Here is a 17495-nt window from a genome sequence, read left to right on the forward strand (position 1 = left end):
GATGAGCACCGTGGGACGGGCGTCATGAACGGGCCGGTAGGCGACGAACCGGTAGGCGAGCTGGAGCTGGTGCACACCTTCACCGGCCCGATGCCGACCGGGGTGAGCGTCTCGCACTCCGGTCGGATCTTCGTCAACTTCCCCAAGTGGGGCGACGAGGTGCCCGCCACGGTCGTCGAGCTGCGCGACGGCCGGGAGGTGCCCTTCCCCGACCAGGCGTGGAACGACCCGTCGGGTGACGACGACGCGGGCGCGTTCGTGTCGGTGCAGAGCATCGTGGTCGACCCGGCGGACCGGCTCTGGGTGCTGGACACCGGCAGTCCGATGTTCCAGCCGACGAAGCCGGGCGGCCCGAAGCTGGTCCGGGTCGACCTGGACACCGACACGGTCGCCCAGGTGATCACCTTCCCGCCGGACGTGGCGCTGCCGACGACGTACCTCAACGACGTCCGCTTCGACCTGCGGCGCGGCGAGTCGGGGGTCGCGTACATCACCGACTCGGCGAACGCCGGACCGAACGGGATCATCGTGGTGGACCTGGCCAGCGGGGCCTCCTGGCGGCGGCTGCACGACCACCCGTCGACCAAGGCGGAGCCGCTGACGACGTTCCGCCCCGTGGTCGAGGGCCGCCCGTTCCTCGAACGCCCGGCGGACGGGCCGCCGAAGCCGGTCTCCATGGGCTCCGACGGCATCGCCATCTCGGCCGACGGCAGCCGGCTGTACTACTGCCCGCTGGCGTCCCGGCACTGGTACAGCGTCTCCGCCGAGGCGCTGGCCGACCCGTCGGCCACCCAGGAGGCGGTCGCCGCGACGGTGGTCGACGAGGGCGACAAGGGCACCGCCTCGGACGGGTTGGAGAGCGACGACGCGGGGCGGCTCTACCTCACCTCGTACGAGCACAACGCGGTGCTGCGGCGACTGCCCGACGGCGGGTACGAGACGCTGGTCCACGATCCGCGACTGCTCTGGCCGGACACCATGTCGGTGGCGACCGACGGTTACCTCTACGTCACCGCCAACCAGCTGCACCGGCAGGCGCAGTACCAGCGGGGCCAGGACCTGCGGCGCCGCCCGTACGCGCTGTTCCGCACCCGCATCGACGCCGGACCGGTGCTGCTGCGCTGACCCGGTAGGCATGGCCGGCCGGGCGGCGGGTAGCCCCTCAGGTGGCCGACTGGCAAGAGGTGTTCGTCCCGGACACGCCGCTGCTGGAGATCGTGGTCCGGGGCAGCGTCATGTACCTGGCGCTCTTCACGCTGCTGCGGGTCATCCTCAAGCGGGAGAGCGGCACCACAGGCGTCACCGACCTGCTGGTCATCGTGCTGCTCGCGGACGCCGCCCAGAACGGCATGTCCGGCGGCTACAACTCGATCACCGACGGTGTGCTGCTGGTCGGGGTGATCGTCGGTTGGTCGTACCTGCTCAACGCGATCGCCTACCGCTGGCAGGCCGCGGCCCGACTGATCCGGCCCGGGTCGCTGGTGCTGGTGCGGGACGGGCAGATCCTGCGCCACCACATGCGCCGGGAGCTGATCACGAACGAGGAGCTGCACGCCCTGCTCCGCAAGCAGGGCATCGCCGACCTCGCGAGGGTCCGCGAGGTGCGGATGGAGTCCGACGGCGCCTTCAGCGTCACCACCCGTACGCCCGGCCGCCCTCGGGACGACCTGGACGACCCGGGCCACCTCGGCTGACGGGCGGCCCGGGTCGGTGTCAGTCGACCGGCAGGGCGCGGCCCAGCAGGTCGAACAGCGCCGCCCAGTGACGCTCGGTGGCCTGCTCGTCGTAGGCCGGGGTGTCGGACATGGTGTAGCCGTGGTGGGCGCCCGCGTACACCTCGGAGCGGTAGCGCACACCTGCGGCGTCGAGCGCCTTCTCCAGCGTGGCGATCTGCTCGGGCGTCATCGACTGGTCGGCGTCGGCGTGACCGAAGTACAGCTCACCGGTGATCGGGCCGACACCCAGGTGCGGGCTGTCCGGCGCGTCGGTGACGATCCACCCGCCGTGGAAGCTCGCCACCGCGGCGATGCGGTCCGGATGGGCCTCGATGGCCCGCAACCCGTTCGTGCCGCCCATGCAGTAGCCGGTGATCGCGACCGGGCCGGGCCGGACGTCGTCGCGGGCGGCCAGGAAGTCCAGGAACGCGGCGGTGTCCCGGCTGATCACCTCGGGGGTCAACGCGCCGACCAGAGGCATGATCTTCTGGAAGAGCGCGCCGCGCTGGTCGGCGTCACCGAGGCGGGACAGGTCGAACAGGGGTGCCCGGCCGGCCCGGTAGAACAGGTGGGGCGTCAGCACCAGGTAGCCCTGGGCGGCGATCCGCTCCGCCATCTCCACGAGGCGGGGTCGGGGTCCGAAGGCGTCCATGAACAGCAGCACCGCCGGGAACGGGCCGTCGCCGTCGGGCCGGGTGAGGCACGCGTCCGCCGCTCCGTCGCTGGTGGGGATGTCCACAATCGTCGTCTGCACCGAGCCTCCTCGTACGCCGATCTTGGTCCGTCTGGCACGTTACCCGCCGTGCCGGTGTGCCCGGCCGGCAGCCGTGTGAACGGGGCGTCAAGAATCGGCGGTGGGCCGTCGAAACGGCGTATCGACGGGGGCCGGACCGCCCTCCGGTGGTGACGATGGGTCCATGAGTCCTTGGCGGTCGACGCGCTGGGAACGCGGGAACCTTCCGACCGGCGACGAACCGGCGGGCGGCCCGGACGAGCCCGTCACCATCCCAGCCGGGCCGGAACGCCGGCACGAGGCGCTGGTCAGCGTCCGGCTCGGCCCGTCCGCGCCGGGCAGCCACCTGGTGGAGTACCTGCGGCACGAGCCGTGCGCCGTCGCCGCGTGGTGGATCGCCGCCGACGTCGACGCGGTGGTGCGACTCTCCGCCGACAGCATCACCGTGCTGCACCGCGCCGTGGCGGATCTGCGCCGTCGTGCCGGTGTGGAGGTGGTGGTGGCGCATCACATCCTCCGCGCGCTCGATCTGGACACGGCACGCGGCAGCGCACCGGCGTGGGCGGAGCCCGCCGCATGAGCTGCATGAGGCACCTGCCGACGACCGCCGCACGGGCGGCACGAGTGGAGAGGACCGACCCGACCATGGCCGAGGCCCCGATCATCTACGCCGTTCCGGTGCGCGACATCCCGGGACGGCTGGTGCGGACGGTGCGGACCGGCCGTTCGCCGCAGGGCCAGCGGGTGGGCATCGCCTTCACCCGAGCGGACCTGCTGGTCGCCGCGATGGGCGCGGACCAGCTGTGGGAGGAGCTGTGCGAGTCCGCGTTGCGCGGCATGCTCCGCCCCCTCGGCATCGACATGATCCAGGTCGACCCGCTGCTGGTCGCACCGCCGCTCGACCCGGCGCCCCGCGTCGCTCAGGCGCGGACGAAGCGCACCGCGTCGACGATCACGTGGCCGCTGGCGTCCCCGGTACGGATAGGCACGCTCCCGTCGGTCCCCGCCGTGAACGGGTAGGGCCCCCGGACTGACGGGCTCAGGGGCGGTAGCGGTAACCCATTCCCGGCTCGGTGATGAGGTGCCGGGGGCGGGCCGGGTCGTCCTCCAGCTTTCGCCGCAGTTGCGCCAGGTACTGCCGCAGGTAGTTGGTCTCGTTCTGGTACTCCGGCCCCCACACGTCCTGCAGGAGCTGGCGCTGGCTGACCAGCTTGCCGGGGTGCCGCAGCAGCTTCTCCAGCACACTCCACTGGGTGGGGGTCAGCTTGACCTCGGCGCCGTCGTCGCGCAGCACCCGGTGGTCGGCCAGGTCGACTGTGTGCCGGCCGATCCGCAGGGCGGGCACGGCCTCGCTTGGCGCGCCCAGCCGCCGGGTGACGGCGCGGATGCGGGCCAGCAACTCCTCCACCCCGAACGGCTTCGTGACGTAGTCGTCCGCACCGGCGTCGAGCGCGGCCACCTTGTCCTCGCTGCCGGCCCGGCCGGACAGCACGATGATCGGCACGGTCGTCCAGCCGCGCAGGCCCCGGATCACCTCCACGCCGTCGATGTCGGGCAGACCGAGGTCCAGCACCACCAGGTCCGGTGGGTGGCTCGCCGCGGCCTTCAACGCGGCGGCACCCGTCGCGGCGACCTCCACGTCGTACCGGCGGGCACGCAGGTTGATCCGCAGAGCGCGCAGGATCTGCGGTTCGTCGTCGACGACCAGGATGCGCGTCATTCCTGCGGCCCCTCCGAGCTGGTCTGCGCGGCAGCGGGCAGCCGCAGCACCATGGTGAGCCCACCCCCGGGCGTGGTCTCCGGGGTGATGCTGCCACCCATCGCCTCGGCCAGCCCCCGGGACAGGGCGAGCCCGAGACCGACACCTGTCTGGTTGTCCCGGTCGCCGAGGCGCTGGAACGGCAGGAAGACGTGCTCCCACTGGTCCTCCGGGATGCCCGGCCCCCGGTCGATGACGCGCAGCTCCACCTGGCCGGCGTGGGCGCTTGCGGTGATCGTCGGTGGCTGGTCGGGCGGGCTGTACCGCAGCGCGTTTGCCACGATGTTGACGAGCACCCGTTCCAGCAGGCCCGGGTCGGCGGTGGCGGCCGGCAGGTCGGCCGGGATGTCCGTGGCGACCGTCGCGGCCGACGGGCCAAGTTCGTCAAGCGCCAGGGGTACGGCGTCCTCCAGGCCGATGGCCGTCGCCGAGATGCCCAGGACGCCCGCCTGGAGCCGGCTCATGTCCAGCAGGTTGCCGACCAGCCGGGCGAGCCGGTCCAGCGACTCCTCGGCGGTCTCCAGCAGCTCCTCACGGTCGGACTCGTCGAACTCGATATCGTGACTGCGCAGGCTGGTCACCGCCGCCTTGGCCGAGGCGAGCGGCGTACGCAGGTCGTGGCTGACCGCGGCGAGCAGCGCGGTGCGCATCCGGTCCGCCGCCGCGAGGGGCCGGGCGGTGGCGGCCTCCTCGGCGAGGCGTTCCTGGCGCAGCGCGACTGCGGCCTGGGCGGCGAACGCCTCGACGATCCGCCGGTCGGCGGCCTCCAGTCGTCGACCACTGAGCACGACGGTGATCCGGTCGTCGACGGGTACCGCCGTCTCACCGCCGTCGGGTGTGCAGGCCGGCTGGTCGCCGACGCTCGCCACGACGCACCAGGCGTGCTCCTCGCGTGCCCGCTCTGGGCGACCCCCAGCCTCCTCGGCCAGCTCCAGCACACTCACCGCGCGCAGCCCGAACGTCTCCCGGAGCTGGTCCAGCAGGGCCGGTAGCGGACGTTCGCCGCGCAGGACGCCACCGGCGACGGCGGCGAGGGTCTGCGCGTCGGCGGCTGCCCGCGCTGCCTCCCGGGTACGCCGGGCGGCCACGTCGACGATCCAGCTCACCGCGAGGGCCACGCCGACGAAGACGGCCAGGGCGAGCAGGTTGTCGGCCTCGGCGATGGTGAGCGTCCGGTAGGGCGGGGTGAAGAACCAGTTGAGCAGCAGGCTTCCGCCGAGCGCGGCGACCAGGGCCGGCCACACCCCGCCGACAAGCGCGACCCCGACGACCCCGGCGAGGAACAGCAGGATGTCGTTGGTGAGCGTCAGGTCGGGCAGGGTCCTGAGCAGCAGGGTGAGCAGCGGCATGCCCAGCACCGCGAGGCCGAAGCCGAGCAGCCGCCGACGTCGGGACAGCGCCGCCGGCACGGCCGCCGCCCGGCGGCCCTTGCCGGCCTGCTTGTGGGTGACCAGGTGCACGTCGATCGAGCCGGACAGCGCGGTGGTGGTCACCCCGACTCCCCTGGCGAAGATCTGCGCGAGGCGGCCCCGCCGGCTGGCGCCGAGCACCAGCTGGGTGGCGTTCACGCCCTGGGCGAAGTCCAGCAGCGCCGCCGGCACGTCGGTGCCGAGCACCTGGTGGTACGTGCCACCCAGGCTCTCCACAAGCACCCGCTGGCGGGCGAGCTGGGCCGGGTCGGCACCGGCCAGGCCGTCGCTGCGGGCCACGTGCACGGCGAGTAGGTCGGCGCCCTTGCTGCGGGCCGCGACCCGGGCCGCCCGCCTGATCAGCGTCTCGCCCTCCGGGCCGCCGGTCAGGGCCACGACGACCCGCTCCCGGGCCTCCCAGGTCGCGGCGATGCCCTGCTGGCTGCGGTACCTGTCGAGCTGCTCGTCGACCTTGTCGGCCAGCCAGAGCAGCGCCAGTTCACGCAGCGCGGTGAGGTTGCCGACCCGGAAGTAGTTGCCGAGCGCGGCGTCGATCTTGTCGGGGCGGTAGATGTTGCCGTGCGCCATCCGGCGGCGCAGCGCCTCCGGGGTCATGTCGACGAGTTCCACCTGCTCGGCCGCGCGGACGATCTCGTCCGGCACGGTTTCCCGCTGGGTCGTCCCGGTGATCTGCGCGACGACGTCGTTCACCGACTCCAGGTGCTGCACGTTGACCGTGGACAGGACGTCGATCCCCGCGTCGAGCAGCTCCTGGACGTCCTGCCAGCGTTTGTCGTGCCGGGAACCGGGCACGTTCGTGTGCGCCAACTCGTCGACCACGGCGACCTCCGGCCGGCGGGCCAGCACCGCGTCCAGGTCCATCTCGGTGAACTCGGCGCCGCGGTAGGTCATCGCCCGACGGGGCACCTCCTCCAGGTCGCCGAGCATCGCGGCGGTCTGCTGACGGCCGTGGGTCTCCACGAAACCGATCACCACGTCGGTGCCGCGCGCGGCCCGCCGTTGGGCCTCCTCCAACATGGCGTACGTCTTGCCGACGCCGGGGGCCGCCCCGAGATAGATGCGCAGTTCGCCGCGTGGCACGGGTTCCATCCTCTCCGATCAGAAGGAAGGGCCCCTTCCTAAACGCCAGGCGGTAGGAAGGGGCCCTTCCTTACGCGGTCAGCGTGCGGGGAACCGCTTGTCGAGCGCGATGTTCAACTCCAGCACGTTCACCCCCGGCTCACCCATGAAGCCGAGCGCACGCCCGGTGGTGTGCTCGTCGATCAGCTTGCGAACCGCCGCCGGGTCCGCGCCACGCTCGCGCGCGACCCGGTTCACCTGCAACTCGGCGTACGCCGGGCTGATCTGCGGGTCGAGGCCGCTGCCGCTGGCGGTGACCGCGTCGGCGGGTACCGCCGGGTCGGCGGGCGCGTCGCCCCGGATCGGGGTGACCACCCCGCCGGCTGCCACGTAGTCCTCGCCCGGCTGGGCCAGCTCCACCGGCACCCCCTCGTAGGACGCGACGAACGGGGTGGCCGGGGCGGTCTGGTTGGCGCTTACCACCCGGGTGACCGGGCCGGTCAGACCGCCGGCGCGGAACACCGCGAGCACGGCGCCCACCCCGTCGTCGGTGCAGTAGGGGCGTCGACCGTCGACACCGTTGAGTTCGCCGACCTCCTTGCTACGGGCGCACACCTGGGTGAGCAGGCTCTCGCTGGACTCCTCCGGGTCGGTGGCGATGGTGTCGACGACGCTCTCCGGGCCCAGGTTGCTGGCCGAGGTGGACGTCGGGTCGTAGCCGTCGCCGGCCGCCGACGGGCGGGACTGGAAGTAGCGGGGGATCGGGTTGCCGTCCGCGTCGGTGAAGGACTGGCCGATCAGGGTGCTGCCGACAGTCGTACCGCCCGAGGTGATCAGCGAGCCGTCGGCCTTGTGGTTGAGGCCGGGCAGCTGGCCGAGCGCTACCAGTGCCAGCGGGTAGACCAGGCCGAGCAGCACAGTGAAGACGAGCACGGCGCGCAGCGCGGCGAGGTGTTGGGCGATCCAGGTGGGTAGACGCATCACGAAATCCCCGGGATGAACTGGATGAGCAGGTCGATGAGCTTGATCCCGATGAACGGCACGATGATGCCGCCCAGTCCGTACACCAGCAGGTTGCGGCTGAGCAGCTTCGACGCCGCGGCCGGCCGGTACCGCACGCCGCGCAGGGCGAGCGGGATCAGCGCGATGATCACCAGGGCGTTGAAGATGACGGCGGACAGGATCGCCGACTCCGGGCTGGCCAGCCGCATGATGTTCAGGGCGTCCAGGCTCGGGTAGAGGCCGGCGAACATGGCCGGGATGATCGCGAAGTACTTCGCGATGTCGTTGGAGATGCTGAACGTGGTCAGCGCACCGCGGGTGATCAGCAACTGCTTGCCGATCTCCACGATCTCGATCAGCTTGGTCGGGTCGGAGTCGAGGTCGACCATGTTGCCGGCCTCCTTGGCGGCCGACGTGCCGGTGTTCATCGCCACCCCGACGTCGGCCTGGGCGAGCGCCGGCGCGTCGTTCGTGCCGTCACCTGTCATCGCGACCAGCCGGCCGCCCTCCTGCTCCCGCTTGATCAGCGCGAGCTTGTCCTCAGGCGTCGCCTCGGCCAGGAAGTCGTCCACGCCGGCCTCGTCGGCGATGGCCTTCGCGGTACGCGGGTTGTCGCCGGTGATCATCACGGTGCGGATGCCCATCCGGCGCATCTCGTCGAACCGCTCCCGCATGCCGGACTTGACCACGTCCTTGAGGTGGATGACGCCCAACGCTCGGGCTGGCTCACCGTCGACGTGCTCGGCGACGACGAGCGGGGTGCCGCCGGTGCCGCTTATCGCGTCCACGATCTCGCCGACCTGCTCGGTGGGGTGGCCGCCGTTCTCCCGTACCCACTTCATCACCGCGGCGGCGGCGCCCTTGCGGACACGGCGGGCCGTGCCCACCGCGCCGCCGTCCACGCTGGCGTCCGGGGTCAGGTCGACGCCGCTCATCCGGGTCTGCGCGGTGAACGGCACGAAGGTGGCGTGCGGCATCACCCCGGGTTCGCGTTCGCGCAGCCCGAACTCGTTCTTTGCCAGCACGACCACCGAACGTCCCTCCGGGGTCTCGTCGGCCAGGCTGGACAGCTGCGCGGCGTCGGCCACCGTCGCGGCGTCGACCCCCTCGACCGGTACGAACTCGGCGGCCTGCCGGTTTCCCAGCGTGATGGTGCCGGTCTTGTCCAGCAGCAGGGTGTTGACGTCGCCGGCCGCCTCGACGGCCCGGCCGCTCATGGCCAGGACGTTGCGCTGGACCAGGCGGTCCATGCCGGCGATGCCGATTGCCGAAAGCAACGCGCCGATGGTGGTGGGGATGAGGCAGACCAGCAGCGAGACCAGCACGACACCTGTGACACCGGAACCGGTGATCGCCCCGCTGTCCGGCGCGGCCGCCTGGTACGCCTTGGAGAAGATCGCCAGCGGCTGAAGGGTGACCACAGCCAGCAGGAAGATGATCGTGAGCGCGGCGAGCAGGATGTTCAGCGCGATCTCGTTAGGTGTCTTCTGCCGGTTGGCGCCCTCGACCAGGGCGATCATCCGGTCGATGAAGCTCTCCCCCGGCTTCTGGGTGATCTTCACGATGATCCGGTCGGAGAGCACCCTGGTGCCACCGGTGACCGCGCTGCGGTCACCGCCGGACTCCCTGATGACCGGGGCCGACTCGCCGGTGATCGCCGACTCGTCGACGCTGGCGATGCCCTCGACGATGTCGCCGTCGCCCGGGATGATGCCGCCCGCCTCGACGAGCACGATGTCGCCCTGGCGCAGTTGCGGCGCGGGCACCGCCTCGTCGCGGTAGGTGTTCGCGCGGGCGCCGGGCTTCCAGTCGATCAGCCGGGTGGCGATGGTGTCCTGCTTGGCCTGCCGCAGCGCGGCGGCCTGGGCCTTGCCCCGGCCCTCGGCGACCGCCTCGGCCAGGTTGGCGAAGAGCACTGTCAGCCAGAGCCAGACGGTGATCGCCCAGGCGAACACCGACGGGTCGGTCACCGCCAGGACCGTGGTGAAGGCAGCACCGACCTCCACGATCAGCATCACCGGGTTGCGCCACAGCGTGGTCGGGTTCAGCTTGCGCAGCGCGTCCGGCAGGGACCGGATGAGCTGCTGGGGGTCGAGCAGGCCCCCGCCGACCCGGTTGCCCTGGGTGGCGGGTGTGCCGGGGAGTTGCTCTGTCGGGGCGGACGTGACGGACATGTCCTCGTTCCTCATGATGGTCAGAGCCCCTCTGCCAGCGGGCCGAGCGCGAGCGCGGGCAGGAAGGTCAGCGCGACGAGGACCACCGTGACGCCGACGACCATGCCGATGAACAGCGGTCGGTGGGTCGGCAGGGTGCCCTCGGACGCGGGGGTGGGTGCCTGGCGGGCCAGCGAGCCGGCCAACGCGAGCACGAAGATGAGCGGCAGGAACCGGCCCAGCAGCATGCACAACCCCAGCGCGGTGTCCCACCAGGTGGTGTTGACGGTGATGCCGCCGAAGGCGGAGCCGTTGTTGTTGCTGGCCGAGGTGAACGCGTAGAGCACCTCGGAGAGGCCATGCGGGCCGACGTTGAGCGCTGTCGAGTTGTTGCCGGTGGCGAACGCCGCCGCCGTCCCGACGAGCACCAGGATCGGCGTGATTAGGAAGTAGAGCGAGGCGAACTTGATCTCGCGTGACCCGATCTTCTTGCCCAGGTACTCCGGGGTGCGGCCCACCATCAGCCCGGCCACGAAGACCGTGATCACCGCGAGGATGAGCAGGCCGTAGAGCCCGGAACCGGTGCCGCCGGGCGCGACCTCGCCGAGCATCATGTTGACCATGGTCATCATGCCGCCGAGCGAGGTGAACGAGTCGTGGAACGAGTTGACCGCACCTGTCGAGGTGAGCGTGGTGGCGGCGGCGAAGGTGGCCGAGTTCGACACGTCGAACCGCACCTCCTTGCCCTCCATGGCCGCGCCGACCGCCTGCGGGACGGTGCCGTGGCCGGCCAGCTCGAAGATGTTGGTGATGGCGACGCTGGCGAACGCGAGGATGCCCATCACCGCGGCGATGGCGTACCCCTGGCGGTTCTGTCCGACCATCCGGCCGAACACCCGCGGCAGGCTGAACGGGATCAGCAGGATCAGGAAGATCTCCAGCCAGTTCGTCCAGGCTGTGGGGTTCTCGAACGGGTGCGCGCTGTTGACGTTGTAGAAGCCGCCACCGTTGGTGCCCAGTTCCTTGATCACTTCCTGGCTGGCGACCGGACCACCGGTGATGGTCTGGGTGCCGCCGGTCAGCGTGCTCACGTCGGTGCCGGCGGAGAGGTTCTGCACCGCCCCGCCGATCATCAGCGCGATCGCGCCGAGCACCGCGATCGGCAGCAGGATCCGCAGCACGATCCGGGTCAGGTCGACCCAGAAGTTGCCGAGCTGCCCGGTGCGGCTGCGGGCGAAGCCGCGCACCAGCGCGACAGCCACCGCGATGCCGACCGCCGCCGAGACGAAGTTCTGCACCGCCAGGCCGGCCATCTGCACCAGGTGACCCATGGTCGACTCACCCGAGTACGACTGCCAGTTGGTGTTTGTCACGAACGACACTGCCGTGTTCCACGCGCCGTGCGGCACCACCGGGTCGAATCCCAGCGACAGCCACAGGTGGTTCTGCACCCGCTGGAACAGGTACAGGAACAGGATCGAGACCGCGGAGAATGCGAGCACGCTGCGGGCGTACACGCCCCAGGTCTGCTCGGCGGCCGGGTTGACCCCGACCAGGCGGAAGATCACCCGCTCGACCCGCGACTGCCTGGTTCCGGTGACCGCCCGGAACATGTGGTCGCCGAGCGGCTTGTAGACAGCGACCAGGGCCGCCACCAGCGTCAGCACGAAGATGACGCCCGCTGTTGTCATGGTCATCAGAAGCGCTCCGGGAACAACAGGGCGAACACCAGGAACGCGCCCAGGACGATCGCGAGCACCAGACCGACGGCGTTTACCGCGTTCACAGCTTCTCCACCGCCCGGACCACCAGGGCGAGCACGGCGAACAGCGCCACCGTGAGGACCACGAACACCACGTCAGACACGCTGACTCCTCTTACCGGAAAGGTTCGTCGCGACCGCCTTCCGGTCGCGCGGGGCAATCAAAGCCCCACCACCTACCGGACGGCAGGGGTCATAACGCGACCATGACGGCGGCGATCCTTTTCTTGACGCGGTTTTCACACGTGCCCACTGAACAGGTGAAATGCGGCACAGAAGCATGGGTGCCGGGGAGACCAGGGGTTGATGTCCACCCTTTGCTCTGCTTCAACAGACGCGACAGCGAGGCGCCGAAACTGTTGCGCCGGTTGAAGCAGAGCAAAGGACTGAAGGCGACTGGTCGCCGGCTCGTCGCGCCGCCCGAGTTCGCCGACGTCGAGCTGGTCCTCGACGCCACCCCGGCCGGCGACCCGGCGGGGGCGGGGGCGCGCGACCGGGTCAGGCCGGGCGGCGGGCCACCAGCACGTCGCGCATGATCGACTGGTCGACCCGGTGCCGCAGCGCGCGGTAGGGCTCGTCGTCCACAACTGTCAGGCCGGCGTCGGCAAGTGCCGCCGCCGCGTCGTCGCGGCTGGCGACATGGGTGTTCCAGGAGATGCCGAGCGCGCCGCCGGGGCGCAGCAGCCGCGCCCAGACCGGAGCGGCGTCCGCGAGCAGTGCCAGCGGATCGCGGGTCAGTCCGTGATCGGCGGTACGGCTGCCGTGCTGCACGCCGTACGGGGCGTCCGCGACGACCAGGTCGACGGTCTCCGGGCGGAAGAACTCCGCCGAGCGGGTCGTGTCGGCGTTTACCACGTCCAGCAGCTGCGTCCGGCCGGCCTTGTGCTCCTCGCGGGTCGGTGCCAGCTCGATGCGCACCCGACGGCCGACCACCTTGCGCTCCCGGCGCACCGGCCCCGACTCCAGCACCCGGTGCTTGATCCGCTTCTGCTTCAGCCAGGTGGTGATGAACGCCCGGTACGCCTCGACGTCCTTCTGGTCGCGCTCGATTCCGGCCGCGTCGAAGCCGTACATCAGCGCCTGGTTGAGGGTGGTGCCGCGACCGCACAGCGGGTCGAGCACCCGGAACCGCCGGCTGGTCAGCTCGCCGGCCCAGTCCGAGGCGAGCAGTGTGACGTTGAGCAGCAGCTTGGTGAACTGCTCGTTGGTCTTGCCCGGGTACTTCTGGATGGTGAGCAGGTCGTCGTCGTACCGGTCCAGCCGGCTCCACTCGATCGGGCGCAGCAGCTCGCCGACGATCTCGAACAGCGCGTACCCGGCGGAGAGATTGCCCAGGACGGCGAGGTCACGCTCGGTCAACCCGTCACCGGTGAAGGTGACGTAGGAGGCCCCACCGACCACCTCGGTGTCCAGCTCGCCGAGCCGGCCGTCGAGCGCCGATCGGCCGAAGATCTCCAGCTCGGCCCGGGTCAGGTCGATGGCGGAGCGGGCGTACACCCGGTTGGTGGCGGGCAGGATCAGCAGGCCGTAGCGCGTCATGGTCCGGCGAGTATTCCACAACGCGTCCCGGTGGCCGGGAACCGGAGCGGCCGCCGGAGCGACTACCGGTACATGGGGTGTGAGCAGTGGCGGGAGGTCCTGTCCGCGCAGTTGGACGGGGAGGAGACCGCCGCCGAGCGGACGGCGGCGCAGGGGCACCTCGACGGGTGCGCCGAGTGTCGGGCCTGGTTCAGCGCGGCGGCCTCGGTGACCCGCCGTGTTCGTACCCGGGTGGTCACCGACGTGCCCGACCGGACCGCGGCGATCCTGGCCGCCGCCGCTGCGGCACCGCCGCCCCGCCGGTCGCGGTGGCGACCCCGCCTGCCCCGCCGTGGCCCGCTGGTCGCCGGGCTGCGCGCGGCACTCGGACTGCTCGGCGCGGTGCAACTCGTGCTCGGCCTGGCCCAGGTGGGCCGGGGCGCCACCGCCGACCACCTGCACCCCACAGGCCAGCACCTGTGGCACGAGTCCGCCGCCTGGAACGTGGCGGTCGGCGCCGGGTTCCTCTTCGTGGCGGTACGCCGCAGCCCACCCGCCGGTCTGCTGCCGATGCTCAGCGCCTTCGTCGGCACGTTGCTGCTGCTGTCGGTAAACGACCTGGCCACCGGATCGGTGGGCGGCGAACGGCTGGTCAGCCACGGGTTCCTGGTGGTCGGCTACCTGATCACCGTGCTGCTGTCCCGGCCCGGCCTGCGCCCCGGCGGGCCCTCGCCGCAGCGGCAGCCGGCCCCCTCGCGCTGGCGGTTCGGCGCGGACGAGGTCGACCGGCCCCTGCGGGTCGTACGCCCCGAGTCGTATCCGGCGCAGGCGGCCGACCGGTACGCCGCCCCGGCGGCACGTACCGACCGACGAGCCGCCTGAGCAGCCGTCAACTGGTGCGTCCGTAGTCGGCCGGGTCCAGTCGGGCGGTACGGCGGCGGTACTCGGCGGCCATCCCAGGCCAGTTGGTGACGATCCGTCCGCTGGCCGTGCGGTACCAGCTGCGGCACGCCGTCCACACACTGCCGGCCAACCGGCGCTGCATCTCCGCGTCGTGGTCGGCGGCGACCTCGGGGCGTACCTCCAGGGGTGGACCGCCCGCGGCGAGCAACCGGACCGCCTGGGCGATGTGCCGGGCCTGCGCCTCCAGGAAGTAGATCACCGACGTGTTGCCGGTGTTGGTGTTCGGGCCGTACATCAGGAAGAGGTTGGGGAAGCCGGGCACCGCCATCCCGAGGTACGCGTAGGCGCCGTCGCGCCACTCCTCGTCGAGCCGGCGGCCGGCGCGACCGGTCACCCGGATCGGCACCAGGAAGTCGGTGGCCGCGAAGCCGGTGCCGTAGACCAGCACGTCGCAGGGGTGGACCCGACCGTCGGCGGTCCGCACACCGTCCTCGGTCAGCTCGACGATCCTCTCGGTGACCAGGTCGACGTCGGGGCGGCCCAGGGTGGGCAGCCAGTCGTTGGTGAACAGGACCCGTTTGCAGCCCATCGGCTCCACCGGAGTGATCCTGGCGCGCAGTTCCGGGTCGCGTACCTGCCACCACCGCTGCGCCCGCGAGAGGCCTCGCAGCACCGCTGCGGCGGCCCGGTTGCCTGTCACCGCCAGCCCGGTGACCACGGTGGCCGACCAGAACGCGGCCCGGGGCAGCCGCATCAGCACCGGCACCCGCCGGTAGAGCGCCCGGCCCAGCCGACCGTGCCGGCGGTCCGGCTTGGGCAGCGTCCACGGCGGGGTGCGCTGGAAGACTGTCACCCGGGCCGCGCGATCGGCGATGGCCGGGACCAACTGCACGGCGCTGGCGCCGGTGCCGATGACCGCGACCCGGGCGCCGTCCAGCCGTACCGTCGGATCCCACCGGGCGGTGTGCAGGGCCGGCCCGGCTAACCGTTCCGCGCCCGGCAGCACCGGCACCACCGGCCGGGAGAGCTGACCGACCGCCGGCACCAGCACGTCCGCCGTCAGTTCCGCGCCATCGACGGTACGCAGCCGCCAGCACGCGGCCGCCTCGTCCCACGACGCGTCGGTGACCTCGGTCCGCAGCCGCACACGATCGGTCAGGCCCAGCTCGGCCACGCAGCGGTGCAGGTAGTCGAGGATCTCCGAGTGCGGCGGGAAGCGCCGCGACCAGTCCGGGTTCAGGGCGAAGGAGTACGAGTAGAGCGGCGCCGGAATGTCGCAGGCGCAGCCCGGGTAGGTGTTGTCCCGCCAGACGCCGCCGATCCGGTCGGCCCGCTCCAGCAGCACCACGTCGGCAGCGCCGGTGCGGGTCAACGCGGCGGCCACCGCCACGCCGCCGAACCCGGAACCGATGACCGCCACCCGCACCCGACCCCGAATGTCACCGTTCACTGCGGTCGTGGTTGGTGCGGTGTCGGTCATGGCGGGCTCCCTCAGCCGTGCGGCCGACCGTAACAGCTTGTTGACAGCGCGCCAACGACTACGCGCGAGGGCCGGCCGGGCGTACCGCACTGTCGCCGGCGATGACCTGCGGTACGACCTGCTCGACGATTGTCAGCAGGGTTGTGGTGAGCAGCAGGTGCACCTGGGCACGGGTCAGCGCGCCGCGCTGGAGCCACTCCCGGGCGGTCGACGTCGCCAGCCCGCAGTACGCCCGGACCATCCCCCGCAGCTCCTCATGGTCCTCGGCCTCCTCGGCCAGCCCGACGGCGACGAGCATCCGGTCGGCGGCGACCTCCTCCGCCTCGGCGAGCACCCGTTCCACGTCGGCGTCGCCGCCCATCCCCCGGGCCGTGACGGCGGCCAGCCAGGAGGTGCTGTGCCGCGACACCACGTCGAGGAACCACGAGACGCTGGCATCGACCCGGGTCCGCAGATCCCCCTTGGGTAGCCGCTCCACGGCGACCTCCGGGATGGTCACCATGACCCGCACGACCTCCAGATAGAGGTCCTTCTTGGTGCCGAAGTAGTGGTTGACCAGGCCCCGGGCGACGCCCGCCTCCCGGGCCACGTCGGTGGTCGACACGTCCGCGTACGGGCGCTCGCCGAACAGCCGGACCGCGCAGGCCAGGATCTGCCCGCGCCTGGCGTCCGGCTCCAACCGGCGGCGGCGGGGAGCCGTCTCGACACTCATCTGCCCGACCCTAGCGGCAGCCGCCACCCCCACCTCGATCAGCGCTCAAACCCCACCCCACCCCACCCCACCCCCGCCCCGCCCTCGCCCCGCCCTCGCCCCCGCCCTCGCCCCCGCCCTCGCCCTCGCTCGGCGATCTTGCACTCTCTGTCATGACACAAGGGGCAATTCCACCCATCCCGGCGACTGAAACTGCAAGATCGGCGCGGTTCCTTGCTCGACGGACGGCGACTCGCTGGCGTGGCGGGCACTTTCGGGCCGGGGGGAGAGACTCTGGGGTGGCTTTGGCGTGTGAGGGTGGGGGGATGCGGCGTGGGGATCCGGACTGGCTCGCTCACTCGCGGCGTGGGGAAGGTCCGCCGCTGGTGCTTCTGCACGGGGTCGGTAGTCGGTGGCAGGTGTGGGAGCCGGTGCTCGACGAGGTGGCCCGGCACCGGGACGTGATCGCGCTGGACCTGCCCGGCTTCGGCGCCTCACCGCCCTGGCCGACGCCGGCCGCGCCAACCGAGCCGGCAGCGCCGGCCCAGCCAACCGAGCCGGCCCAGCCAACCGAGCCAGCACAGCCAACCGAGCCGGGCCAGCCAACCGAGCCAACCGAGCCGGCAGCGCCGGCTGGACGCGGAGCGCCTGGCTCGGTGGAGTACCTGGCCGACCGGGTCGCCGCGTTCCTTGACGCGCTGGGTGTGCACCGGCCCGCCGTGGCCGGCAACTCGCTCGGCGGTGGCATCGCGCTGGAGTTGGGGCGGCGCGGGCTGGCCAGCTCGGTTATCGCGTTCTCGCCGATCGGGTTCTGGGGCCCGGTGGGGCGACGTTGGTGCCAACTGACGGTCGGGGGAGCCCGCTCGGCCGCCGTCGCGTTGCGGCCGGCACTGCCCCGGCTGCTGGCGAGCCGGGCCGGTCGGGTGGCCTTCTGCGGCCTCTTCTACGGCCACCCGGGACGACTCAGCCGAGACGAGTGCGTCGAGTCCGCGGCGGCGCTGGCCGACGCGCCAGGCTTCGCGGCGGCGCGCGCCGCGTTCGCCGGATGGCAGCTCCGTCGCGAGACGACCGGCGCGCTCGACGACATTCCCGTGACCGTCGCCTGGGGTACGCGCGATCTCGTGTTGCCGTACCCCACTCAGGCCCGGCGGGCCCGCGCGGCGCTGCCGGCGGCACGGCACGTGCCGCTGCCGGGCTGCGGACATCTGCCCTTCGCGGACGACCCGAAAGCCTGTTCCCGGCTGCTGATCGAGACTTATTGACATGCCGCCAACAGCGCGCGAGGGTGAT

17 protein-coding genes are annotated in these 17495 nt (G+C 71.8%); 7 read left to right on the forward strand and 10 right to left on the reverse strand.

What is annotated here, in order from left to right; all coding sequences use genetic code 11:
- Positions 1-24 precede the first annotated feature (24 nt).
- Positions 25-1125 carry an L-dopachrome tautomerase-related protein gene (locus tag AB0N27_RS14840; RefSeq protein ID WP_364368712.1) on the forward strand — a complete coding sequence of 367 codons (1101 nt, stop codon included), beginning with the start codon at positions 25-27 and terminating at the stop codon, positions 1123-1125.
- A gap of 41 nt (positions 1126-1166) precedes the next feature.
- Positions 1167-1694, forward strand: a complete 528-nt coding sequence (locus AB0N27_RS14845) for a YetF domain-containing protein (RefSeq protein ID WP_364368715.1) — start codon at positions 1167-1169, stop codon at positions 1692-1694.
- Positions 1695-1713: 19 nt separating this feature from the next.
- Here AB0N27_RS14845 and AB0N27_RS14850 read toward each other — a convergent pair whose 3' ends face one another.
- The gene (locus tag AB0N27_RS14850; protein ID WP_364368718.1) at positions 1714-2469 is read right to left on the reverse strand and encodes a dienelactone hydrolase family protein; all 756 of its coding nucleotides are present in this window, start codon (positions 2467-2469) and stop codon (positions 1714-1716) included.
- 163 nt (positions 2470-2632) lie between these two features.
- On the opposite strand from AB0N27_RS14850, the gene AB0N27_RS14855 reads away from it, so the two are divergent.
- Positions 2633-3028 (forward strand): hypothetical protein, encoded by a 396-nt coding sequence (locus AB0N27_RS14855; protein ID WP_364368721.1) that lies wholly within the window; start codon positions 2633-2635, stop codon positions 3026-3028.
- A complete protein-coding gene (locus AB0N27_RS14860; protein WP_364368724.1) occupies positions 3025-3468 on the forward strand; it encodes an SAV_915 family protein in 444 nt (147 codons plus the stop codon). Before AB0N27_RS14855 ends, AB0N27_RS14860 begins: the two co-directional genes overlap by 4 nt.
- A 19-nt stretch (positions 3469-3487) precedes the next feature.
- Here the strand turns inward: AB0N27_RS14860 and AB0N27_RS14865 are convergent, their stop codons facing one another.
- The 6 genes from AB0N27_RS14865 to kdpF form a co-directional block, all read right to left on the reverse strand.
- The gene (locus AB0N27_RS14865; RefSeq protein WP_354816600.1) at positions 3488-4168 is read right to left on the reverse strand and encodes a response regulator; all 681 of its coding nucleotides are present in this window, start codon (positions 4166-4168) and stop codon (positions 3488-3490) included.
- A complete protein-coding gene (locus AB0N27_RS14870; RefSeq protein ID WP_364368727.1) occupies positions 4165-6717 on the reverse strand; it encodes a DUF4118 domain-containing protein in 2553 nt (850 codons plus the stop codon). The genes AB0N27_RS14865 and AB0N27_RS14870 overlap by 4 nt, the downstream gene beginning before the upstream one ends.
- A gap of 78 nt (positions 6718-6795) precedes the next feature.
- The gene (locus tag AB0N27_RS14875; RefSeq protein ID WP_364368730.1) at positions 6796-7677 is read right to left on the reverse strand and encodes a potassium-transporting ATPase subunit C; all 882 of its coding nucleotides are present in this window, start codon (positions 7675-7677) and stop codon (positions 6796-6798) included.
- Positions 7677-9872: a potassium-transporting ATPase subunit KdpB gene (gene kdpB, locus AB0N27_RS14880; RefSeq protein ID WP_364368732.1), complete on the reverse strand. Its 2196-nt coding sequence runs from the start codon at positions 9870-9872 to the stop codon at positions 7677-7679. Before kdpB ends, AB0N27_RS14875 begins: the two co-directional genes overlap by 1 nt.
- A 20-nt stretch (positions 9873-9892) precedes the next feature.
- Positions 9893-11548 (reverse strand): potassium-transporting ATPase subunit KdpA, encoded by a 1656-nt coding sequence (gene kdpA, locus AB0N27_RS14885; protein WP_364368735.1) that lies wholly within the window; start codon positions 11546-11548, stop codon positions 9893-9895.
- Entirely contained in the window at positions 11548-11637 is a 90-nt protein-coding gene (gene kdpF, locus AB0N27_RS14890; RefSeq protein WP_036390805.1) for a K(+)-transporting ATPase subunit F, read from the reverse strand. The genes kdpA and kdpF overlap by 1 nt, the downstream gene beginning before the upstream one ends.
- Positions 11638-11819: 182 nt before the next feature.
- Here kdpF and AB0N27_RS14895 point away from each other — a divergent pair, with 182 nt between their 5' ends.
- Positions 11820-12149 carry a hypothetical protein gene (locus AB0N27_RS14895; protein ID WP_364368739.1) on the forward strand — a complete coding sequence of 110 codons (330 nt, stop codon included), beginning with the start codon at positions 11820-11822 and terminating at the stop codon, positions 12147-12149.
- Here the strand turns inward: AB0N27_RS14895 and AB0N27_RS14900 are convergent.
- Positions 12112-13152, reverse strand: a complete 1041-nt coding sequence (locus AB0N27_RS14900; protein WP_364368742.1) for an SAM-dependent methyltransferase — start codon at positions 13150-13152, stop codon at positions 12112-12114. The genes AB0N27_RS14895 and AB0N27_RS14900 overlap by 38 nt on opposite strands.
- 72 nt (positions 13153-13224) lie before the next feature.
- On the opposite strand from AB0N27_RS14900, the gene AB0N27_RS14905 reads away from it, so the two are divergent.
- On the forward strand, positions 13225-14013 hold the full coding sequence (locus AB0N27_RS14905; RefSeq protein ID WP_364370722.1) for a zf-HC2 domain-containing protein: 789 nt from the start codon (positions 13225-13227) through the stop codon (positions 14011-14013).
- Between the two features lie 7 nt (positions 14014-14020).
- Here the strand turns inward: AB0N27_RS14905 and AB0N27_RS14910 are convergent, their stop codons facing one another.
- On the reverse strand, positions 14021-15514 hold the full coding sequence (locus AB0N27_RS14910) for an NAD(P)/FAD-dependent oxidoreductase (RefSeq protein ID WP_364368744.1): 1494 nt from the start codon (positions 15512-15514) through the stop codon (positions 14021-14023).
- Positions 15515-15572: 58 nt separating this feature from the next.
- A complete protein-coding gene (locus tag AB0N27_RS14915; protein ID WP_364368747.1) occupies positions 15573-16226 on the reverse strand; it encodes a TetR/AcrR family transcriptional regulator in 654 nt (217 codons plus the stop codon).
- A gap of 365 nt (positions 16227-16591) precedes the next feature.
- On the opposite strand from AB0N27_RS14915, the gene AB0N27_RS14920 reads away from it, so the two are divergent.
- A complete protein-coding gene (locus AB0N27_RS14920; protein ID WP_364368750.1) occupies positions 16592-17467 on the forward strand; it encodes an alpha/beta hydrolase in 876 nt (291 codons plus the stop codon).
- Positions 17468-17495 lie beyond the last annotated feature (28 nt).

This window comes from Micromonospora sp. NPDC093244, from assembly GCF_040683695.1.
In the GTDB taxonomy this organism is placed as follows: Bacteria; Actinomycetota; Actinomycetes; order Mycobacteriales; family Micromonosporaceae; genus Micromonospora.